General features: G+C 33.3%; 19 protein-coding genes and 1 tRNA gene. 9 read left to right on the forward strand and 11 right to left on the reverse strand.

Annotation, left to right across the window (positions count from 1 at the left end):
* Positions 1-5 precede the first annotated feature (5 nt).
* The 6 genes from R2782_RS09870 to R2782_RS09895 all read right to left on the reverse strand — a co-directional run bounded on the left by R2782_RS09870 (position 6) and on the right by R2782_RS09895 (position 11,423).
* Positions 6-1,352 (reverse strand): HlyD family secretion protein, encoded by a 1,347-nt coding sequence (locus tag R2782_RS09870; RefSeq protein WP_371268068.1) that lies wholly within the window; start codon positions 1,350-1,352, stop codon positions 6-8.
* A 2-nt stretch (positions 1,353-1,354) separates the two neighbouring features.
* Positions 1,355-3,028 (reverse strand): peptidase domain-containing ABC transporter, encoded by a 1,674-nt coding sequence (locus R2782_RS09875; RefSeq protein WP_371268069.1) that lies wholly within the window; start codon positions 3,026-3,028, stop codon positions 1,355-1,357.
* Complete coding sequence (locus R2782_RS09880) at positions 3,025-3,702, reverse strand: TetR/AcrR family transcriptional regulator (RefSeq protein ID WP_371268070.1); 678 nt, start codon at positions 3,700-3,702, stop codon at positions 3,025-3,027. Before R2782_RS09880 ends, R2782_RS09875 begins: the two co-directional genes overlap by 4 nt.
* A gap of 142 nt (positions 3,703-3,844) precedes the next feature.
* The gene (locus R2782_RS09885; RefSeq protein WP_371268071.1) at positions 3,845-7,432 is read right to left on the reverse strand and encodes a T9SS type B sorting domain-containing protein; all 3,588 of its coding nucleotides are present in this window, start codon (positions 7,430-7,432) and stop codon (positions 3,845-3,847) included.
* Positions 7,433-7,438: 6 nt separating this feature from the next.
* A complete protein-coding gene (gene gpmI / locus R2782_RS09890) occupies positions 7,439-8,956 on the reverse strand; it encodes a 2,3-bisphosphoglycerate-independent phosphoglycerate mutase (RefSeq protein WP_371268072.1) in 1,518 nt (505 codons plus the stop codon).
* Between the two features lie 52 nt (positions 8,957-9,008).
* Positions 9,009-11,423: a DUF5916 domain-containing protein gene (locus R2782_RS09895; RefSeq protein WP_371268073.1), complete on the reverse strand. Its 2,415-nt coding sequence runs from the start codon at positions 11,421-11,423 to the stop codon at positions 9,009-9,011.
* A gap of 249 nt (positions 11,424-11,672) precedes the next feature.
* On the opposite strand from R2782_RS09895, the gene R2782_RS09900 reads away from it, so the two are divergent.
* Positions 11,673-12,380: a murein L,D-transpeptidase catalytic domain family protein gene (locus tag R2782_RS09900; protein ID WP_371268074.1), complete on the forward strand. Its 708-nt coding sequence runs from the start codon at positions 11,673-11,675 to the stop codon at positions 12,378-12,380.
* Here R2782_RS09900 and R2782_RS09905 read toward each other — a convergent pair.
* Positions 12,369-13,946, reverse strand: a complete 1,578-nt coding sequence (locus tag R2782_RS09905) for a murein L,D-transpeptidase (protein ID WP_371268076.1) — start codon at positions 13,944-13,946, stop codon at positions 12,369-12,371. The two genes, R2782_RS09900 and R2782_RS09905, sit on opposite strands and share 12 nt — an antisense overlap.
* Before the next feature lie 5 nt (positions 13,947-13,951).
* Positions 13,952-14,401: a GNAT family N-acetyltransferase gene (locus tag R2782_RS09910; protein ID WP_371268077.1), complete on the reverse strand. Its 450-nt coding sequence runs from the start codon at positions 14,399-14,401 to the stop codon at positions 13,952-13,954.
* A 143-nt stretch (positions 14,402-14,544) separates the two neighbouring features.
* Between R2782_RS09910 and R2782_RS09915 the strand changes: the two genes are divergently transcribed.
* Positions 14,545-14,617 (forward strand) — tRNA-Gly (locus R2782_RS09915).
* A 71-nt stretch (positions 14,618-14,688) separates the two neighbouring features.
* On the opposite strand, the gene R2782_RS09920 is transcribed toward R2782_RS09915, so the two are convergent.
* Positions 14,689-15,507, reverse strand: coding sequence for a hypothetical protein (locus tag R2782_RS09920; RefSeq protein ID WP_371268078.1), 819 nt, complete (start codon positions 15,505-15,507; stop codon positions 14,689-14,691).
* A gap of 272 nt (positions 15,508-15,779) precedes the next feature.
* Complete coding sequence (gene pepE / locus R2782_RS09925; RefSeq protein ID WP_371268079.1) at positions 15,780-16,487, reverse strand: dipeptidase PepE; 708 nt, start codon at positions 16,485-16,487, stop codon at positions 15,780-15,782.
* 196 nt (positions 16,488-16,683) lie between these two features.
* Here pepE and R2782_RS09930 point away from each other — a divergent pair, with 196 nt between their 5' ends.
* The 7 genes from R2782_RS09930 to R2782_RS09960 all read left to right on the forward strand — a co-directional run bounded on the left by R2782_RS09930 (position 16,684) and on the right by R2782_RS09960 (position 22,744).
* On the forward strand, positions 16,684-17,433 hold the full coding sequence (locus R2782_RS09930) for a hypothetical protein (protein ID WP_371268081.1): 750 nt from the start codon (positions 16,684-16,686) through the stop codon (positions 17,431-17,433).
* The gene (locus R2782_RS09935) at positions 17,426-18,142 is read left to right on the forward strand and encodes a hypothetical protein (protein WP_371268083.1); all 717 of its coding nucleotides are present in this window, start codon (positions 17,426-17,428) and stop codon (positions 18,140-18,142) included. Before R2782_RS09930 ends, R2782_RS09935 begins: the two co-directional genes overlap by 8 nt.
* Complete coding sequence (locus R2782_RS09940; protein WP_371268085.1) at positions 18,129-18,929, forward strand: carboxypeptidase-like regulatory domain-containing protein; 801 nt, start codon at positions 18,129-18,131, stop codon at positions 18,927-18,929. The genes R2782_RS09935 and R2782_RS09940 overlap by 14 nt, the downstream gene beginning before the upstream one ends.
* 7 nt (positions 18,930-18,936) lie before the next feature.
* Positions 18,937-19,440 (forward strand): DUF6702 family protein, encoded by a 504-nt coding sequence (locus R2782_RS09945; protein ID WP_371268086.1) that lies wholly within the window; start codon positions 18,937-18,939, stop codon positions 19,438-19,440.
* A 56-nt stretch (positions 19,441-19,496) separates the two neighbouring features.
* Positions 19,497-21,752, forward strand: a complete 2,256-nt coding sequence (locus R2782_RS09950) for a M1 family metallopeptidase (RefSeq protein ID WP_371268087.1) — start codon at positions 19,497-19,499, stop codon at positions 21,750-21,752.
* Between the two features lie 75 nt (positions 21,753-21,827).
* Entirely contained in the window at positions 21,828-22,178 is a 351-nt protein-coding gene (locus tag R2782_RS09955) for a twin-arginine translocase TatA/TatE family subunit (RefSeq protein WP_371268088.1), read from the forward strand.
* Positions 22,179-22,180: 2 nt separating this feature from the next.
* Complete coding sequence (locus R2782_RS09960; protein ID WP_371268089.1) at positions 22,181-22,744, forward strand: phosphatase PAP2 family protein; 564 nt, start codon at positions 22,181-22,183, stop codon at positions 22,742-22,744.
* On the opposite strand, the gene R2782_RS09965 is transcribed toward R2782_RS09960, so the two are convergent.
* On the reverse strand, positions 22,741-23,382 hold the full coding sequence (locus tag R2782_RS09965; protein ID WP_371268090.1) for an O-methyltransferase: 642 nt from the start codon (positions 23,380-23,382) through the stop codon (positions 22,741-22,743). The genes R2782_RS09960 and R2782_RS09965 overlap by 4 nt on opposite strands.
* Positions 23,383-23,390: the final 8 nt, after the last annotated feature.

Consider the following 23,390-nt stretch of genomic DNA (forward strand, 5'->3'; position numbering starts at 1 on the left):
AAAGTCTATTTTTTAGTTTCATCTGTTGCTGTTGGTGTGTAAAAATTGGGAGGAAAACCGTTTAGTTTTCGCCATAGTTCATACCAAATAGGTACGTTATCTAACAAAGCAAAAGTTTGAGCACCTGCTCCAATATTTAGTTCCTTAGGCCAAGGTTTGTCTTCCGGGTCTTGAGCTATCAAGACGCGATATTTTCCGTTTGCACTAATAAAATTTTCAGTCGCAACAATCTTTCCGCCAAAAGTTCCATAGGATGAATTGGGCCAACCGCTAAAAATAATTGTTGGCCAACCGTCGAACCAAATGCGTACTTTTTCCCCTTTATGTATGAGCGGCATATCTATTGGGTCGATGTAGGTTTCAACAGCAATATCGTATTTGGAAGGCATAATACTTACAACTGGAGTTCCTTCTTTAATAGTTTCGCCAATACCGGATTGTAGAGCACGGTTAACATAGCCATTTTGTGGAGCTTTAATGTAGTAGAGCTCATTTCTAATTTTATAGTTGGTTACCTGATTTTGTAATTTATTCACTTGAGCTTCTGTATCAAATTGATTACTTAATGCTGTAAACCGCTCACTTTGAGCTTTTGAAATTTTATCAGTGTATTCCGCTGTAATTCGATTGATTTCAACACGTGCATTGATTAATTCATTTTTAGAACTTAACAGCTTATTTTGTTGAGTAATGATTTTAGCTTCAGCATCCTGTAATTTCAAGCGTTTATCTTCTACATCAGTCATTGGTTTTAGACCTTCTTTATTTAAATCTTGTGACCGATTGAACTGTGTTTGAGCGATTTTAAGTTGCGTTTTTACGGCTTCCAAATCCATGCTATCACTTTTTACTTTAAGTAACGATTGCTCAATTTTATTTTTGGCTTGTTCAAGTTTTAATATTCTTTCCCGCTCAATTGCTGCAATTTGTGTGGAAAGTGAGTTGGCTTTTCCTTGGTATGATTCTTCCGAAAGTATTTTTGCTTTCATCTGATTTTCAGTATTATCAACCAAATTAGGGTCAAAATAATCTTCTTTTATTTCCGAGATAAAAAGAATTGTATCGCCTTTGTTTACATACTGTCCTTCTGAAACATACCATTTTTCGATACGTCCGGCAATTGCTGTATGGATGGTTTGCGGACGTTGTTCCGGCGAAACGGTAGTTACAAATCCGGAACCTTGTATATTTTGTGTCCATGGAAGCAAAATAAACAAACAAGTGCCTATCATAAACCACATCAATAAACGATTGAATGTTTTGAAGTATCTTCTTTCACTCAATTTTTGAATGGTATTGAAACGAGTCAGATTTACTTTCTCATTTATGTTATTTCGTGATATATTCAGCATAGTTATTTTGTGTCTGAAATTAATTTACCTTTATCTAGTGTTATGATTCGATTGCATTTTTCTTTCCAATAATTATTTTTAGAAGTTACAATTACTGTCCAATTATTTTCATTTGATAAGATAAAATCGATGATTTCTTTACTTTCATCATCATCCATTTTATCAAACGGATTTTCTAAAAACAAAACTAAAGGATCGTTTACAATTGCTCTCGCCAAGAGAATTTTTTCTGTTAAAGAAGATGGTAGTTGTTTTCCTTCTGTAATAATTTTTTCATCTAATCCTTTTGGCATTTTTTTGATTACTTCAGCGAGTTTAATTTTCTCTAAGATTAACTTCAGTTTTTCGGTAGAGATGGTTGGATTATTAAATGTTATATTTTCTGAAATTGAACCTTCAAATAGAGTTTGTCCCTGCGTAATGATTCCAATTTGTGACCTGTATTGTCCAATGTTTATTTTATTGTAATGTTCATCATTAATGTAAATTGAACTTCCATCATTTTGAATTAATCCGGCCAAAATGCGTAGTAAAGTTGTTTTTCCGGATCCGTTCTTACCGTCTAAATATATTTTCTCTCCTTGCTTGATTTGCAGTGAAATTGAGTTTAAAATTTTTTTGTTTGAGTCAGGAAAAGCAAAGTTGAGTTGGTCTATTTCAAACTGAATATTCTTGTAACAATAATTACTTTGAGAATTGTCTTCCGCTTCAATTTCCATATCAACAACCTGACCTATTTTTTCGATAGAGGTTAAGACATCATAAAATGTTTCTAATCCAACAATAATCTTCTCAACAGAATTAATGACCAAAAGAATAATGATTTCAGCGGCTACAAACTGACCTATATTTAATTGTTGTTCTATCACGAGGTATCCTCCAATCAAAAGCAACCCAGCAGAAATAAGAGCTTTGAATCCAATTAACTGAATAAATTGTCTTTGAATGATATCAAAATGACTTTCTCTTGAGTTGAGATACTCGGCTACAAGTGTATTATTTTTGCTCATAGCGAATTCAGATTCGATTTTGCTTTTAAAACCAAAATAGTTTCGAGCAATTTCCTGAATCCAATGAGCAACTTTATACTTGTATTTTGATTCCTCTAAACTCGTTTTTAATCCGCTTTCAAAAGAAATTCTAAAAATTAAATACAATACAATGAAAAGTAACAGTCCAAAAAGTATGAACAAGGGATGGTAAATTGATAGTAATAGCAGACCAAAAACAATCTGTAATAATGATTCAGAATAATCTAAAATTAGCTTTGCAACACTTTTTTGAACTGTTATTGTATCAAAAAAGCGATTAGCAAGTTCAGGTGGATAATTATTGTGAAACTCAGTGTATTTGATTTTTGGAAATCGATATGAAAATTCAAATGATGAGCGAATGAATATCTTTTGTTGAACAATTTCTGTAATTCGGAGTTGCATTAATCGTAATACACCGTTGAATATAATGCCTAAAATCACAACAATTACCAAAATAATCCATGATAAACTTACACGACCACCTTGAATAAGGTTGATAATGGCCTGAACACCTAGAGGTAAAGATAGACTTACAATACCAGAAAAAATGGCATAGAAAAAAACTTGGTAAATGTCTTTTTTGTCAAGTTTTAAGAGATTTATAAATCTTTTAAATGGAGTTAATGATAGGTTATCTTTCATGGGTTTTGTAGTTGTTTTAAAACTAAATGACTGTAAAAATGTGTCGCAGATAATTGTTCTGAACAGTTTGTGATAGTTTTAAAGTGATCTTTTAAAAAATTTTGATATAATGAGCCTTGTATGACAGTAGAAGCTAAACTTTTTGAAAAAGGATAATTTGGGTTGACTTCTTCAATCACCTCTATTAGCCGATTTACCACTCGCTTATAAACCAAAAAAAATCCTTCTTTATTTTCTTCATCTACTTCTTTGGTTAAAAAAGTTTTAGAAAATTCTGTTATAATAATTCTACTTAATACTGATTCATTGATATAAGGAGTTGCTAAATCATCTTCAATAGGTTGTGTAACAACATGAATTGCCTTATTTAGTTTATCTATTGGATTAGTTAAATTTATTGTTGCAAAGACTAATTTATATTCCATCCAAGACCAATACCACGAGGATAAATAAAGTAATAATTTGTGTTTGTTTTCAAAGTAACGATAAATCGAACTTTCATTGGAATTTATTTTTTCACCAAGTTTTTTGAAAGTAAAATAATCAAACCCTATTTCATCAATTAATAGAATGCTCTGTTCAATTATTTTTTTACCTAATTCAGAGGTTTGAGGATTTTTAACAAATAACTTTTCGTTTATAACTATATTTAGATTGTTTACCAAATTATGCATAATCTTAAATTTATGATTCAAAGTTAATAGTATTACTATTAACTTTGAAAATGATTAACTTAATTTTAATAGTTATAGATGTAAGAGTAAAAAAAAAGTCCCACCGAAGCAGGACTTAAATTTATAATTTACCGAAACAATTCTAGCGTTTCAAGCTGAAGTTAGATTTGAATTCCTGTTCAATTCCTTCCTTGTTATAAACGGCTTTAAACCAATAATCATCCGACGGCATTGGTCTTCCGTTAAAAGTGCCATCCCAACCGTTTCCGTTTTGACCAATTTCTTTGAGTAATTTTCCATAACGATCAAAGATATAGATGTGCTTAATTTCGATGATGGGAGAACCAATAATTTTCCAAGTATCATTGAATCCATCACCGTTTGGAGTAAAAAAGTTTGGAAAATCTAACACAGTAAAAGTGGTGCTTATTTCATCACAACCAAATTTATTTCGAACCCGTAAGACTAAATCACCGGCCGGAATATTGGTGAAAATCGGACTTTCTTGCCACAAATCCGGAATAATGGAATATTCATAATCATCAGATGCCGGTGTAACAGATGCCGTAATGGTATTTTCATTTTCAAACGCGATAAGGTTTTGCGGAGAAATGGTAACAACATTTGGAGCCAATGTTTTTATAGTCGTAAAATTAAAAACACTAGAACAAAGGGCACTATTAGAAATATTTGTTACTAGAACAGAAAAATTTCCTTCTATATCTGTAGAAAATACACTCAATGACTCTCCAGGGATTTCATTTCCAATAAGTGCATCAAATTCGGTAAACCATTCAAAAGTGTAATCGGTTTCGTTAAGCAACGTTCTGATCAAGGCTTCATTTAATATATTTCCACTTTCATCAACACAGATATAATAAGGAAATGTTCTTAAATTATTTTCCGGAAACGGACGAACATACAAGTCTAATTCCAAAATACGATAACATGCAACTCCCGACTCACTGTCAAAATTTGTAGTGCTTGTTACACGAACATATATTTTTTGGAAATCTTTAGAAGTATTTATAAAACTTGTTGGATTTTGAATAAATGAATTATTATTGTTTTGGGCTCCATTAAAACTTTCATAAAAGCGAATATCTACTTCATTACTGTTGGAAGAGCCAATTATTTCAGTAATTCGCTCAGTTAAATCAAAAGCAAAAAATCCACTATCATCACATTTTTCTATAGGAGTTGGGTTGATTGTGCTTCCGGGAATTGTCACAACAGCTAAACTTAAATTAGTCATTGAAGAACAGTTGTTGTTAGTTGGATCAATTACTTTTACAAAAATAGTTTTCGAAGTAGATTGATATGCATCCGGTTGTGAAATGAAATTATCAGCAGTTAAATCGGCTAGTGTTTCAAAGTAAAACACTTGATAATTTGAATTCCCATCAGTTATTTGATTATTTCTGAGGGTTAAATCAAAAGTCGCAATTGAATCCCCACAAATAGAGATTTCGTTTGGTGTATAAATTATTGGATTTGGAAAAACAGCAATCGTAAAATTAACAATCGAAAAACATTGTGTAGCTGTATCAAATAAACGCACAAAAATGGTGTTATTTCCTGCCGGAAAAGCCTGTGGAATATTTTTATTTAAAGCATTAGAATTATTCTCTGCCATTAGAAATGTTCTAAAATACGAAGTTTGTACTGTTGGATTTTGATTGAGCAAAGCTTCTGCGTCAAAACTATTCAATACAACGGATTCATTTTCACACAAAGCAATTGAAGTAATACTGTTTTGTAATGGTGGAGTTTTAATCTCTACCTGAAATGTACCCACTCCTTCACAGATATTATTTGTTTCAATTCGTGTGTAAATGGTTTGAATACCTATTGGTATTTGAGATAAATCATTTAATTGATTTGCTTTTACAGAAGCATCAATCGCGGTTAAATAGAACGTAATTTCAACAGGATTACCACCAAAAAAAGTGGTTCGAATATTATTTTCTTGTAGAGAAAAATTGACTAATCCGTAATTTTGATTTAAAACCGGACAGACCGAAGCCATATTCGGATAGGTAGATAGACTCGTTGGATTTACAGTTAAAGCAATGGTAGCTGTTGAACTTGAGGTGCAGTTTGGGGTAACATTTTCATTTGCGGCAATCACATAAATGGTTTGATTTGCAGTGGTATTAACAAAAGCTTCCGGATTCAAAATAGGTTGTGTTAAACTACTGTCTAGAAAATAAGACAAGGTTAAACCGGCTACATTATTAGTGATTTCGCCATATGCTTCGGTTAAATTAGTTGTTGCAATTCCGTCGTTATTGGGTGAGATGTAATCACATTGTTCAATAATCACAGGATTTGGATTGAGTATTGGAACAGCATTTATTTGTACAGAAACTGTATTAGAATTTCCTACGCAAATTCCCTCTTCTGTAACTTCCAAATAATAATTGGCGGTAGAATTATTTGCCTGAACAGCGGTTGAAACTAATAATACGGAAGTGTTTGCACCTACAATAGGATTATTGTCTTGGTACCACTGGTACGTTAAGTTATTTAAATTTCCACTATTTGCAAGGGTTGAGGTGATAGTATAACTGTCATTATCACAAATTGCAGTAGTGTCTGAAATTGTTACTTGTGGTGTATCATAAATAAAAATGGAGTTCGAAAAAACTTCGTTACAGCCACCATTTTTTATTCCTAAAGTATATTTTCCTGGTAGTACAGGTGAAAAACTGTCATTTGAAATACCAAAAATGGCTATATCATTTCTATACCATTGATAAATTGGATTATCAACAAAGGAATCAAATTGATTTTGATTCAAAATAGTACTTTGCAGAATTGGATTATCACTCAAACAATTTGAAGTAGAATTTTGAATCGAAACATCAGGTAAAATAAAAAATTTCAATTCAATTTCATCCTCACTAACTGGTAAATTAGTGAGATCAACAGTTGGGTCGGTACTATCATAGGTAGTTGTTTCTACCTTGTATGTGCCTGATTCCGATATGTTTGCTAAAGTGTTAGTGCTAACGGTGCTATTTGTTATCGACGTTAGCAAAACGCCATTACGATACCAGGAATAATTGAACCGTAAATCGGATGGATTTCCGTCAAAGTCGGTCACATCAATGGTAGCGGTTATACTTTTTGTTTCCGGTTTACAATAATCAGTTTGTGTAATTTCATTTCCGGATTCATCTGTAATATCAACTGAAGATAAAAAGCTACAATCAGAACTTCCGGTTCCGCCAATTTGAGAGATGGTAATTTCTCCCGGCACATTAGAGTAGTTGTCAATCAGTAAAACATATAACTCACCCACTTGCCCATTGGGGATGGTTACAATTTCTACACTATCGGGTAGCCAACTACAATCTACTTCATTATTAATATTTAATTGACTACAAACATTAGATAAGTCGTTAAATGGACCCCAAAGCACAAAGTCAACGTCTGTCCCCGCTCCATTGTTACCTACTTGATTAATTTGCAGTATAATATTTCCCGGGGTTTGTATTTTAATAAAAAACCAAGTTGGGCCTTGAAAGTTTTCATTGATACAGGTTGTATTAAAATTTTCATTGTTTCCTCCAACTGAATTTTGAAAGGGAATACTGGTTGCACAAGATTGATAGGCTTCGAAATTTGCTTGAAATTCAGCACAAGATGGGGCACCACCTTGAGCAAAGGTGTTTGTAATGGAAAAAATCCAAATGAAAAAGAAAAGTTTGTAAATTGATTTCAATGTAATTTATAATAAGGAATGCCTAGTCATGGCCTCCGGTTGTTCTACTCCCATAAGAGCTAAAATAGTTGGAGCAATATCTCCTAACACACCATTATGAATTGTTTTTAATTCGGTGTCAACCAAAATTACCGGAACCGGATTTGTGGTGTGGGCAGTGTTTGGTGAGCCATCCGGATTAATCATCGTTTCACAATTACCATGATCGGCAATAACAATTGTGGTGTAATCATTTGCTAGAGCCGTTTCAATGACCTCTTTTACGCAAATATCCACCGCTTCGCATGCTTTAATTGCCGCTTCCATTACGCCGGTATGACCAACCATATCTCCGTTTGCAAAATTTAGACAAACAAAATCAACTTCTCCTTTTTTTAACTCAGGAATGAGGGCGTCTTTTAATTCAAAAGCACTCATCTCAGGTTTCAAATCATAAGTGGCTACTTTTGGAGAGTTTCTTAAAATACGGGTTTCGCCTTCAAAAGGTTCTTCTCGACCGCCTGAAAAAAAGAAGGTTACATGTGGATATTTTTCTGTTTCAGCAATACGAATTTGCTTTTTGTGATTTTTTTCCAAAACTTCTCCCAATGTTTCGGTGATGTTATCTTTATTGTAAATTACTTTGATGTTTTTATACGTTTCATCATAATTAGTCAACGTTACATAATACAAATCCAATTGATGCATGTTTTGTTCATGACAATCAAATTGGGTTAGAACTTCTGTTAGCTGTCTACCTCTGTCTGTTCTGAAATTAAAGAAAATAACAACATCTCCGTTTTTAATAGTGGTTACAGGTTTGTCATTTTCATCAACCATTACAATCGGCGGAATAAATTCATCGGTTATATCTTTCGCATAATTATCTTGTAAAGAATTAATTGCATTGTTAGAATGATTTCCAATTCCATTCACCAACAAGTCGTAAGCTAATTTAACTCTTTCCCATCTTTTATCTCTGTCCATTGCATAATAGCGACCAACGATAGAAGCTAATTTGGCAGTGGTGTTTTGACAATAATTTTCCAATTCAGATATAAATCGAATTCCTGATTTTGGATCTACATCACGGCCATCGGTAAACGCATGTATGTAAACGTTTTGTAAGCCAAAATCTTGTGTTGCATCTACCAAACCTTTTACGTGATCGATGTGTGAATGCACTCCACCGTCTGAAACCAATCCTAAAAAATGTACATCTTTATGATTTATTTTGGCGTAGTGAAAAGCTTCTTGCAACACTTTTTCGTTGTTCAAGGTCTTGTTTTGAACAGCCAAATTAATACGTGTTAGTTCTTGATAAATAATTCTTCCGGCTCCTAAATTCATGTGACCAACTTCAGAATTTCCCATCTGACCTTCCGGAAGTCCTACATTTAAACCATCTGTTCTCAATTCTGCATGAGGATAATTTTTATATAAAGAGTCAATAAACGGTGTGTTGGCATGATCAATAGCAGATACTTTTGGATCGGGAGAATGTCCCCATCCATCTAAAATCATTAGGATAACTTTCTTATTCATTAGGAAAAATTTTAAGCAAAGATAATGAAACACGGCTTTCTGAAAGAATGATTTACACTTTTTTAAACCAATTTTTAGCTTTGTTATAATCAATAAAATAGCGTAAACTCACCGAAAAAACATGATTTAAATTATCTTCAAAAACATTGCCAACGTTTGATCCAAAACTTTTATTAATTTCGGTGGAAAAGTTTTGAGCATTGTTTCGATACAAAGCGGTTATTTGACTTCCCGGAGCAAACCACCACGAATAGGACAAATCAAAATTCCACAAATTAAAATTAGCGTCTTTATTGTTTGTGTAATTGTTGTTTGGTGTAAAAGTTCCATCCTCCAATAAGGTGTGAAACTGAACATTTTCGGCAAAAGACCAATAATGTCGTGTGGTTAAATTCAACGTCATTTTGTTGTTAAGGGCATATTTTCCGGAGATGGTATTGGTGAATGTAGTTCGATTTCTTTCGGCCAAAATAATATCGTTTTCTGAAAAATCTACCCAACCCATATCACTGTTTTGACGATTAAAATTGGTTGAATAAATCAACGTTAGTTTGTCATTAAATCGGTATCTGGGACTAACGAATAAGCCATAATTTAATCGGTTTTTCTGATCAAAAATTCGAATTGAAGGTTCAATGTCTAACGCAAATTTTCGATTGTAATTGGATGAGAAATAAATCCAAGCATTGCCACTAGCCGGAAAAGCCAATGGTCTTCCGGGAACTCTGGATTCATAAAAATTATAGGTTACAAATGGACTTACTAAAAAGCCATAACCAATAAAATCATTTTTTAAAGTGCTGGAATTGATATTCATATTTATCCAATGATCTTGTGCTTTTCCGGTAGTGTTTTCAAGTTCTAAGTAATAATTCGCATTTAGTCTAAAGGAATTATATCGTTTGGTCGGATTTAAAATCCGATAATTAAAATTTGCAGCAACATTATGATAATTCGTTATAAAGTTGATGCCTAAATCATTGATGTCAAATTCTTTAGAAACATATAGCGAAGCTATAGAATAGCGGTATTTTCCATACGTTTTGCCAAAATTAATATACGTTGAATAGCCATTTCCATTAGCATTATCATAAATACTACTCATTTTTAAGTCTCCTGAAAAATTATATTTATTTCCTTTCGAATTGACATTATATACAATTCCAGTTACGTTGGCATCCCTGAAATCACCAACTCGAGTTACATTCGTGTTAATGAATGTAACGGATGAATTTTGGTTAAAGCGTTGATCAAAAACCAATATGTTATAATTGGACAAAGGTTCTACCAATTCTTCTCGAATTTCATTCGTTTCGTTGTTTCGAATTCTGGCATACGTTTTTTCGGTAATAGCATTTAAAAAACCTATTCCTAGGCCTTCAGAAGTTCTTCCCGAAACTTTCAAAGCATTTAAAAGATTTACCGTATTGGGATAATTTTCAACTGTTTCGTTTTCATTGGCTGATGGCGATGTTGATGGAGGTCCGCCAATTCTTCTCGAATAAACCAAATTTCCCTTGGAAAACAAATCGGTTCCTTCTGTAAAAAAAGGTCTATTTTCATTAAATTGTTGTTCAAAAGGGCCTAAATTAAGTTCCACATTATCAAAGGCGGTCTGACCAAAATCAGGAACTAAGATTGCATCTAGAGTGAACGAATCGTTAATACCGTATTTGATGTCCATTCCCGCTTTAAAAGTACTTTCTGTTCCCAAATCATTAGATTCCACATAGCCCGAAGTATAGGGAATAAAAAAGAGTCGAGTTGGGGTTTTGATGTTTTCAATGCCCTCTAAAATTCCGGCTTGGTTAATGACGGAGCCCACGGCCCGATCAATTTTACTCCAAGTTATTTTTTGTCTAAATCGACGTATTTCTCTGAAGAAATTTACACCCCATTTTTGTATTTTTTCCTTAGAAAAACGTAAAGCTGCATAAGGGATTTCCATTTCAATCACCCAACCAAAGTCGGTTATTTTTACTTCGCTGTTCCAAATGGCATCCCAAGAGAAATCTTCTCCGTTTTCGGTTGCTAAACAATCCATTTGAACTCCAGAGGCGGAGACAAAAAAGCGAAAATCTTGTTGGCCGTCATTAAAACCGTTTATAAAAATGCCAAAATGATCGGCAGTGCCAAAATTGTCCCGTTGGGTAATTTCTTTTTCTATTTTGGATGGATCGTTGTCGTATAAAATTGCTCCAATATAAACTGCATTATCATCATAAATCACTTTTACCTCTGATCTTCTGTCGGGAGATTCCGGCACACCGTTCTCCGGTTCAAGCATTATAAAATCTCTAGCTATCGAAGCATTTCTCCAAACAGCTTCATCTAATTGTCCATCAACTGAAATGGTTTCGTTAATTCGTACAGTATTAATTTTTTTTTGGCCAAATAGATCAAATGTTCCTAATATACTGAAAGAAAAGAAAAGAAATAAGGTAAAATGCTGTTTTTTTAAAATCATTTTTCAAAATTAAGTATTGGATTTTTAGGAACAATTACTTTATCATTTCATTAAGAAATATTTTAGAATGATGTTAAAATTTATCCTTTAGTATACGAATTGTAATTTTTGTGCGTTTAATGATTACTTGCTTGTAGAAAGTGAGTTAATTTCCAAAAAAAGATGAATTTTAAATTAAAATAATTTGGTTTTAAACTTTTAATTTATATTTTTGACGTCCCAAGTCTAATTTTAACCTGTAGATTTCCAATGAATTACAAGCTTTTTCCGGTTTTGTTGTTTGGATTATTTTCATTCACTACACCATCAAATAATACCACAGACCCTAAAACTATTGCGTCAACATCCAAGACTTCGTTAGAATCGAAGGTAACAACTCTCTACAATAATTTAAACGCAAATAATTTTAAACTCCCTCAATTAGAAAGTTTTTCGAAAGCTATTGAAGGTTTTTACCAATTGAAGCAAAAAGGTATAATTCAAAACGATATCCTGACACTTATTGATTTTAGTTTGTCTGCCAATTCAAAGAGAATGTGGGTAATTGACATGAGTACCAACACGGTTTTATATCATTCCTTAGTGGCACACGGAAGAAATTCAGGTGAAGAATTTGCAACCTCATTTTCCAATAAATCAGAATCATATCAAAGTAGTTTAGGATTTTATCTTACCGGAGAAACCTATCAAGGAAAACACGGACTTTCGCTTCGATTAGATGGTTTGGAAAGAGGAATTAATGACAAAGCTCGTGAAAGAGCAGTCGTAATTCATGGTGCTGACTATGTTTCTGAAAAATTTATCAAACAAAACAAACGTTTGGGGAGAAGTCAAGGTTGTCCGGCTTTACCGGTAGAATTGAATCAACAAATCATCAAGACGATAAAAGACAAATCGTGTTTGTTTATTTATCACCCTTCAAGAAGTTATAAAGTGGCTTCAAAATTAATTTCGTAGTTTTTTATACAATTCGGCATCTAAGCCGTAGATATCATCTCTAAAAATCAGTAGATTTTTATCGCTCCAAGCTGTCCAATATAAGAGGTGCAGGTAAATTGGTTTTGTAAAGTTTACATTTTTGGTTTTGGCTTCAGCTAAGACTTCATCAATTTTTTCTTTATTCCAATTAATGGAATCGGACAATAAGTATTCTGTTAATTCAAACGGATTTTGAACCCGAACACAACCGGAACTCAACGAACGGTTTTCACGTTCAAAATAACCTCTCGTATTCGTATCGTGTAGATAAACTGAAAAACGATTGGGAAACATAATTTTAACCAATCCAAGCGAATTGAAATTTCCGGGAGATTGTACATAACGGTAGGATTTTCCTTTAGCGGGATTCCAATCATACGGACTCACAACAGTACTTCCGCTGTAAATGGTAATGTTTTTGGTAGCAAAATAGCCTCTGTTTTTGCTAGCAGCCGGAATAACATCTTCTTTTAAAATAGTGGGAGGAACGGTCCAAGTTGGATTAAAAACAACATAGCTCAATTTCGAGGACAATATCGGAGTGCTTCGACTGGCTTTTCCAACAATTATTCGGTGTGTTTTTACAGTATCTTTTTCTTTTACCACTTGCAATGAATAATCGGGTATGTTGATGATGAGGTATTCTTTTTCGAAATTTCGTGGAAACCATCGCCAGCGTTCCATGTTGGCAATAATTTGCTCTTTTCTTTTTTGTTTGGTAAAATTAAGCGATGCAATCGTTCCTTTTCCAATCACACCATCGGGAGCCAAACCGTGCCGACTTTGAAAATTTTTAATTGCATTAAACGTAGTTTCATCATAAATGTTGGTCAACGTATCCGGTTTTTTCATATCATACCAATAGGCAAGTCGTTTTTTTACTTCAATCAGTACATCGTTGGTGTCGTTCAGTACAATTTTGTCTTTGATTTCCAGTTTTTTAAAATTTTCATCCGGAAATTGGTTTATGAGATGTAAACTGTGTTTCAATTTTTTGTACATGATGTGATTGGGTTTCACTTCATTTAATGCAAAATCAAACGAATCTTTTCGCTGAAAATAAAAAAGTAATTTTTGTACATCAACTTTATTTTCTTTCAAATCCCAATCTTTGTATAACTCTTTTGGGTTTAAAGAACCTTTGGCAACTTTTTCTACATACTTTTTTAGATTTTCTGTAAGCAAAACATCGTAGTCAATTAATTCTTTGTCTGATAAAGTTTGAATGGATTTTTCTAATTTACCAATTTTTTTTAAATCAAAATCTTTTGGATTTAATCCTTCCTCTTCCACATTTTTTAAAACCGAGATTAAAGATTCTCGGCAATTGAAAGTCAACCAAAACGTTCTGTTTTCATTCGTTTGATAAAAAGCAACAAGAATAGAGTCATTTTTTTTTGAAAGATAAGTGGAATCAATTGCCAGTACTTTTCCTTCGTCGGTCAATTCAACAGCAGGTGGTTTTGAAACTGAAAAATTGGGCTTTTTTTTCTTGTTACAAGAAATTAAAATAAGTACTAAAAAAAATAAGTAAAAATGCTTCATAGCAACTAAGAAATCGGGTTCATTTTTTTATACATTACAAAATGAGTGCCAATATCGCCAATTTCAAAAGGGTTTCCGTGAATGGAATAACCTGCTTTTTTATAAAACGGTATGGCGGATTCGCGAGCATTGAACCACAATATGTTACACTTGTATTTTTTTGAAATTTCTTCTGCTTCGAGGAGAAGTTTTTCGCCGTAACCTCTTTTTTGATGGTGTTTTAAGACGGCCATACCCCGAATTTGAAACTGCTTTTCTTCGTTGAACTCGCTGTTTTGGGTTTTAAATAGTGATACCACACCAATTAGTGCACAATTAATAAACAGTCCGAGGTGAATAGTGGATTGCAAATTATCTCCTTCAAAATGGCAGGTTTCCAACGGTTTTCCTTCCCGAAGAACGGGATGCCGCACGGAATAAGTATCCAAAGCCGTTATTTCTTTTAAAGTCAGCATAATTTATTTCCTCAAACTTGGAAAAATAAAGGTATAACTTTTTCAGAATAAAACCATTACAAATTCTGTTAGCTTTTTGATAATTTTTTTGAAGAAAAATTTGCAACAAAGAAAAATAATTCTCTATATTTGCACCCACAAATGCGGAAGTAGCTCAGTTGGTAGAGCTCCAGCCTTCCAAGCTGGTTGTCGCGAGTTCGAGCCTCGTCTTCCGCTCTGCTAAAAACCTCAAACTAAAGTTTGGGGTTTTTTGTTTAACGTATAATTGTTTTGGACTAGCAAATCAATTATGATTTAATACTTTTTATTAAAGATTCTAATCTTATGATTTCCTCTAAAGTTACCAATCTTTCATTCTTTACAAAAAGATAGTTATCCATAAATTCAATTTCTATTCTTTCTTGAGTTTCAAATTTTTCTAAAATTTTTATAATTTTAATGATGTTGTTTGATTTTCTGATTGTAAAAGATTCATAATTTTTTAGTTGTAAGTCATCGTCTTTTTTTATCAAGTCGAAAATTTTTTCAATTTTCAATTTTTCTCTTAAATAATAGTGACCCATATCAAAATCAAATTTTAACCAATACATTATTTGGGTTTCGATATAGTTGTTGCTGTAGTATGTTGGTGTTTTGTCTTCTATTTCAACTATTGGTAAAAAAATGAGATCTTCTGAAAATTCTAATCTAAAACAATCGCTGTAGCCCCACGAATCATATTTAGATAAGATTTTTGTTTTTTCAAGAGTTAGAATTTCTTCTTCAGTTAACTTATGTTTTCGATATTCTTTACTTTCTCTAAAGTAATTTTTACTTTTTTCGATGCTCTTTTGTTCCTCAGTTAATAGTTTTTCAATCTCATTTTCAGGTACTGTTTTGAACTCATTATCATGTGCAATCCAATGACCTGATTGAGCTTGTTCTAGTGTTAATTTAGCACCAGTTTCAGGATCAATTATAAACTCATCTTTTAAGCTTTCTTCTAATTTTCTTTGATACTCTATTTCAGATTCAGAGGGTAAGAAAAATAGTTTAATATACTTACTAACAATGTATAATGATATTAATGCTACAACTAGATAAAAAATAATTTCTCCAAATTTCATTGCTTTTAATTTAGAATGATAGTTATGATTTCATTTTTCGAATATAATTAAATGGATTTAAAAACATCTTGTCTTTGAGTAATGTTTTTCAGCTTTAACTCTCTTTTTTAAAACAGTTTCATGTGAGGAATAGAAGCAAAAAGCCCACAATGTGAAGGCACGACGAACGAGGACTTGCAGCGAATAGCCCGACCCGCAGTTTACGAAGGGGCACGCCCAAAATGAATTTAGAAGTCAGAATTTAGAATTTAGATTTTTGAAATTTGCCATTGCTATTGAAATTTCCCCATCTCACTCCCACTTTCGACTTCAATTGCTTCCTGATTTTGTCGAAATAATCGTGCGGATAATTCTCCTTTTAACACCATTTGGTCGCCTTTTACATCGAGCCAACTTCCTTCTCGCAAACCAATAACCGGTTGAGCATTGAATTGATGAAACTCTTTGATGCGGGTTTCGCGGGTTTCGCCCATGTGTTTGGATTGTAAATCGGCATCTAAGTAATGCGGATTCAAATTAAACGGAATCACGCCCAAAGTCTCAAAACTAGGAGGATAAATAATTGGCATGTCGTTGGTGGTTTGCATCGTGAGTCCGCAAATGTTGCTTCCGGCACTACTGCCTAAATAGGGCGTTCCGTTTTCGATGGCTTTCTTCAGCGTTTGCATTTGATTGTTTTGATGCAATTGCGTCACTAACAAAAAGGTGTTGCCGCCACCAGTAAAAATACCTTCTGCTTTTTCAATGGCTTCGATTGGGTTTGAAAATTCATGTAAACCGTTTACTTCAATCTCCAACAAGGCAAAGAAAGATTTTACTTTTAGCGTATAATCCTCATGAGAAATACCGCCCGGTCGGGCATAGGGCACAAACAAAATGCTTTTGCATTGAGCAAAATGAAGTTGTAATTCAGGCAATAAATACTCAAGGTAATTGCCGCCGTGAAGAGTGGAAGTGCTTGCAATAAGTAGGTTTTTCATGTTTCCTGTTTTTACAAAAATACGCATCATGGTCTTTGGATTCCCATCAGATTAACAAAAAATTACAAGTGAGTTGTGAAATAGTTGTGAGTTTTTTGTAATACTTTTACTTTAAATGCAAGTCAAGCATAAAAATTGGTTTCATCTTTGCTGTTAAATAAAAAAAGATTGGTTAAAAATTACAAAATATTGCTCGATGAGCAAAACTAATAGTATCATAATCGGATTCTTGTTTTGGGTTCCATTGCTATTTTCGCAAACAACAATAAAAGGAAAAGTTGTAGTGAAAGATCAATCGGCAGAAGGGATTCATGTACTCAATTTAGTCTCAGAAAAAGCTACAATCACGAATGAAAAAGGAGAATTTTCCATTGAAGCTAATGAAGATGATTTACTCGTTTTTTCTGCAGTTCATTTGGATTATTGGCGAAAAAGCATTTCAGCTAACGATATCAAAAACGGTTTTATTGAAGTGGAAATGACCATGAAAGAGCAAAAATTAGAAGAAGTGGTCCTGACGGAATACACCAAAATCAACGCACAAGATTTGGGAATTATTAATTATAAACCGAAAGAATACACTCCAGCTGAACGAAAATTGCGTCCTGCTAAGATGACTAAAACAGATTGGATAGGTGTCTTGACAGGTAAAATTCCTTTAGATCCGCTTCTTTATTGGGTAACCGGAAGAACGAAAATATTGAAAGGTGAATTGGAAATTGAAAAGAAGGAATTGTTATTGAAAAAATTAAACGAATGGTATGAAAATGAATTCTACACCAACCAACTAAACATTCCGGAAGAATATATAAATGGATTCAAAGTTTTTACAATTTATGATGATGAATTTATTAACTACCTTAAAACAAATGATACCGTAAATGGGAGTTTATGCATTTCTAAATTGGCAAATGAATTTTTAACGTATCTTACTTCCGATGAATAGATTATTTTTGTATCTTATAGTTTCGATTTCAACTACGGTTTGTAGCTACGGTCAAAAAATAATTTATGGTGTTGTCAAAGTTGAAAACGCGTCCGCAGAAGGTATTCACGTTACCAATTTGGTTTCAGAAAAAGCAACCATTACGAATGAAAAAGGAGAATTTTGGTTGGAGGTAAAAGAAGATGATCTGCTCGTCTTTTCGGCAGTACATTTGAATTATTGGCGAAAAAGTATTTCGATAAATGATCTTGAAAAAGGAAAAATTGAAGTCGTTATGACTTCCAAAGTAAGTGAATTGGAAGAAGTGGTTTTGACAGATTATTCCAGAATTAACGCAAAAGATTTAGGTATAATAAATTACACACCCAAATCATATACACCCGCAGAGCGAAGGTTACGAACAGCTTCCTCAGGACCGGTTGATATTTTACTTAATTGGATATCTGGCAGAACAAAAATGTTAAAAAACGAAATTCAAATTGAAAAAAGAGAATTTATGATCATTTGGTTAGATGATAATTTTGAAGACAAAGATTTTACTCACACATTCAAAATCCCAACGGAATATGTAAAAGGCTTCAAATTTTATGTGGTAGAAGATGTGGATTTATCCCAAGCCATACAAGCTAAAAATAAATCACGTGTCACTTTTTTGTTAGGAGAATTGGCACATGACTTTTTAAACTTTTTAAAAGATGAAAAAAAATAAACTACTACTTTTATTGACTTTGCTTTTGGCTCAAATTTCTTTAGCACAGTTAGGTTCAAGAGAAATTATTAAAGGACAAATTATTTCCGAAGCAACAGCCATTGATAATGTGACTGTTTTTAATGTTTCGTCCAACAAAGGAGCTGTAACTGATAAGTTAGGTTTTTTTACAATGTATGCACGACCTTCAGACACCCTAGTTTTTTCGAGTGTAATTTTTAAATCGAAAAAGTTGGTACTTACTGATAATGATTTTAAAGTCATTGTCCTAAAAATCAAATTAGAGGAGTTTGTTAATGAATTGGATGAGGTTGTTGTAACACCCTCAACTTTAACAGGCGATTTGGAAAAAGATGCCAAAAACATTAAAGTTATTGATAAGCAAAGTGTTTTCAATAGCGGTGAAATTGCTAATATGCAATTGGAGAGAGATTTTCAATCCACCCAATTCAATTCTGCGATGCCAAGCGATTTGTCAATTCCTTATGGGATGGATTTTATAAAAATTGGAAAAATGGTTGGAAAACTCTTTGGAAAAGAAAAAAGTAAAGAGAAGCCGGTTGTTTTTATTTCAGACAAAAACTTTCAAGAGGCAGTAAAGGATAAATTTACCTATCATTTTTTTACAGAAACATTGGCATTAAAACACGATGAAATAGGTTTGTTTTTAAATTATTGTGACTCCGATTCCAACGTTAGAAAATTGCTTGCAACAAACAAAGAAATTGATTTGATTGATTTTTTAATCAGTAAAAGCAAAGAGTATAAAAACCTTCCAAAAGATTGATTTTTAGATGAAAAAAAAATGTTTTCTATATTTTTTAATAGTACTTTCGTTGGCTGTTTCTTCTTTTGAAATGCACAAGTTCTATGTTTCTGTCACACAAATTAATTTTGCTCAAGACAAAAAAACAATTCAAATCAGCAGTCGGATTTTTATCGATGATTTGAATAATGCCTTAGCAAAAAAACACAAGAAAAAATTTTATATCGGTTCAACAAAAGAATCTGATGAAGAAGTGCAACTTTTGAAGAATTATATCAACGAAAATTTTTCAATCAAAGTAAATAATAAATCCAAACAAATGGTTTATTTAGATAAAGAATTAGAAGACGATGTGATTATTGTATACCAAGTTATTCGTAACATTTCAAAAATTAACTCACTTGAAATCAAAAACACGCTACTTTTTGATTTTCTTCCTGAACAACAACACATCATTCATACCCAAGTTTTGACAAAAAAGCGTAGTGCTTTACTTACTTTTGAAAACAGTGTGGAGTTGTTAAAATATTGATAAATCCGCAACAACTTTCGGAAATTGTTTATTTTAGACGCTTCAAAAAAATAACTATGAAAAAGCTTTTAATTTTTGGCTTGTTTCCTGTAATTTTTTTCGCTCAGGAAAAAACCGAGACCAAGCGAGAACCTGGTCATTACGACAATAATAAATTCAGTCAACTATATGATTTATTGGCCACTCCCAATATGTTCAGAACCGCTTCCGGTGCTCCCGGTCCAGGATATTATCAGCAACAGGCAGATTATAAAATGGACATTGTGCTCGATGATAAAAACAAACGGTTAGACGGTGTAGAAACCATCACTTATCATAACAATTCGCCCGATGAACTAGAATATTTGTGGGTGCAATTAGACCAAAATATGCGTTCACGTCAATCAAAGACACCGCTTATCGAAAGTCAGCGAATGGATGGTTCTATCCCGGTTGATGGTTTTGTGAAAAAATATATGCAAGAAAGTTTTGATGGCGGTTTTAACATCGTTCATGTTTATGATGCTGTTGGTAAGCCAATGTCTTATACTATCAACCAAACGATGATGCGAATTAATTTGCCTACGCCATTAAAACCTAATCAAAAAGTTTCGTTTACAATAAAATGGTGGTACAACATCAATAATTATAGAGTAGATGGTGGTCGTTCGGGTTATGAAGAATTTGAAAAAGACGGTAACAGATTGTATGTAATCGCTCAATTTTTTCCAAGAATGGCAGTGTATAATGATGTAGAAGGCTGGCAAAATATGCAATTTTGGGGTCGTGGTGAATTTGCTCTTCCTTTTGGGAATTATGACGTCAACATTACCGTACCTGCTGACCATGTCTTGGAAGCAACCGGAGTTTTACTCAACCGAAAAGAAGTATTCACAGTTGAACAAAACAAACGCTATGAGTTGGCTGAAAAAACCTTTGACAAACCGGTATTAATCATCACTCCCGATGAAGCAAAAGCCAACGAAAAGGGATTTTCAGATAAAACGAAAACGTGGAAATTTAGAGCAGAAAACGTGCGAGATTATGCGTTTTCAACCTCAAGAAAATTCATTTACGATGCGATGGCTGTGAAATTAGAAACCAAAAACGTCATGGCAATTTCGCTTTATCCAAATGAAAGCAATCCGTTATGGGAAGAATTTTCAACCCGTGCAGTAGCCCAAACTTTAAAAACCTATTCACGTCATACGTTTGATTACCCCTATCATAAAGCAATCTCTATTTCAGCAGAAGACCAAGGAATGGAATACCCGATGATTTGCTGGAATTATGGTCGCCCAGACGCCAATGGATTCGTTTCAGACCGTATCAAATATGGGATGATTAGCGTAATTATTCATGAAGTAGGACATAATTATTTTCCAATGATTGTGAATTCAGACGAACGTCAATGGTCTTGGATGGACGAAGGTCTTGATACCTTTTTACAATATTTAGCCGAACAAGATTTCATAGAAAATTACCCGTCAAGTCGTGGACCTGCTCATAAAATAGTGCCTTATATGAGTGGCGATCAAAGCTTTTTAGAGCCGATAATGTCTAACTCCGAAGTAATTCACCAATTTGGAGCCAACGCTTATTCTAAACCTGCTACGGGACTAAACATTTTGCGAGAAACCATTATGGGTCGCGAATTATTTGATCACGCTTTTAAAACTTACGCCAACCGTTGGAAATTTAAACATCCGACACCTGAAGATTTTTTTAGAACCATGGAAGATGCTTCAGCCGTTGATTTAGATTGGTTTTGGCGAGGTTGGTTTTTCTCCACCGACTATGTGGACATCGGAATCAAAGAAGTCAAGCAATACTTTGTAACAGACGAACCTACTGCAGAGCTTCAAAATGTGAAAGCTCGAAGAGGTCGATTTGGTACAGCCTCAGGACCTTATGTTTATTTAGTTGAATCGAATCACAAAGAACTCAAAAATAATCGTAAAAAGGCATTAGAGAAAGAAGATATTAGTTCATTAAACGATTTTATATCTAATAAATTTTCTGTCGAAGAAAGAGCAAAGTTAAAATCACCAAAATACTTTTACGAAGTAGAATTTGATAAACCTGGCGGTATGATTATGCCAATCATAGTCGAATTGCAATTTGAAGACGGCACCACTGAGAATCATCATTTTCCGGCACAAATTTGGCGAAAAAATAACCAAACTGCCAAGCGTGTTTTTGCTACGCAGAAACCAATTAAGAAAATCCAACTTGATTCAAAATTGGAAACGGCCGATATCGATGTGACCAATAATACATGGCCTAAAGAAGTTGTAAAATCTAAATTTGATGAATTAGAAAAATCAAAATAAAAAGACTCAATCGATTGTCTGTCTTACTCAAGGAAAAAAACTTCGTACATTTGAAGTCTTAACAACAGCAGAATTATGTTTGGAATAGGAGGAGGAGAATTCATACTTATTATACTTGTTGTGCTCATGCTTTTCGGGTCCGATAAAATTCCTGAGATTGCTCGTACATTAGGCAAAATATTTCGTCAATTGAAACACGCCACTGATGACATCAAAAATGAGATACAAAAGAGTGCCGAAGAGAATGGGTTAGATACTAATAGTTTAACAGGGGGAATTTCAGAAGAAATTCAGAAAGTAAAACAAAATTTCAATGATGTAGTAAACCCGATAGCAGAAAACGAAACTTCTTCGGTCATTCAAGAAGTTGAAAAAACCAAAGAAGATATCGAACAAATCACGGGACCAATTAAAAGACAATTTTAAATTTGGAAGAACTCATTCAATTTGATAAGCAACTGTTTCTTTTTTTGAATAATTTAGGTTCAGAAGAATGGGATTGGTTTTGGTTAATTATTACGAAACAAGTATACTGGATTCCTTTTTTTTTATATGTTTTTTACTTGATTATCAGACAAGTAGGGTGGAAACAATTCGGTATTTTAGTTTTGTTTATTGCCCTTTTAATTACTGTTACCGATCAACTGACTAATTTATTTAAATACAACTTCGAACGTCTTCGTCCTTGTAGCGATCCAAATTTAGAAGGCCTTATGAGAGAAGTCGTTTCACGTAGTTCATTTAGTTTCTTTTCTGGTCACGCATCTAATTCTATGGCCACGACTACTTTTATTTTTTTGTTGTTTCGAAAACATTTCAAATATGCGTTTCTGCTATTTTTATTTCCGTTGATTTTTGCTTATAGTCGCATTTATCTTGGCCTACATTTTCCGGGAGATATTGTAACGGGTTACCTTTTTGGACTATTTTTTGGAACTTTTTTTTACAGAATATATAAAATAGTACAACTGAAATATTTTCCTGTTTCTTAAAGTATTCTACTCACGGTCAAACCATCCCGAATTGGCAGCAAAACGTTTTCAACCCTTGAGTCATTATTTAATCTTCGATTGTATTCCAATAAAATTTTGGTACTCAAATCACCTTCTTTCAAAGGTTCAACTACTTTTCCGGACCATAATACATTATCCGATAAAATGATGCCTCCTTTATTCATTTTTGGAACAATCAATTCATAATAGTTGAGGTAGTTTTCTTTGTCTGCATCAATAAAAACCAAGTCAAATTTTGTTTCTAAGGTTGGAATAATATCGACAGCTTCACCTAAATGTTGCACGATTTGATTTCCCCAAGGCGATTTATCAAAATATTTCCGTTGAAAATCAACTAATTCTTCTTTGATATCAATGGTGTGAACAATGCCGTTTTCTTGCATTCCTTCACATAAACACAAAGTAGCATAACCGGTATAAGTTCCTATTTCCAAAATGGAAGCCGGGCGAATCAATTTAGATAACATACTCAAAACTCTCCCCTGAAAATGACCGCTCAACATGCGAGGCAGCAATACTTTTTGATAGGTTTCTTTGTTTAGTTGAGCCAATAGTTCCGGTTCGGCTTGCGAATGAGCGGCGACATAATCTTCTAAATCTTCGGAAAGGAAATGCATATAAAATT

Source organism: Flavobacterium sp. (assembly GCF_041392085.1).
Lineage (GTDB): Bacteria > Bacteroidota > Bacteroidia > Flavobacteriales > Flavobacteriaceae > Flavobacterium.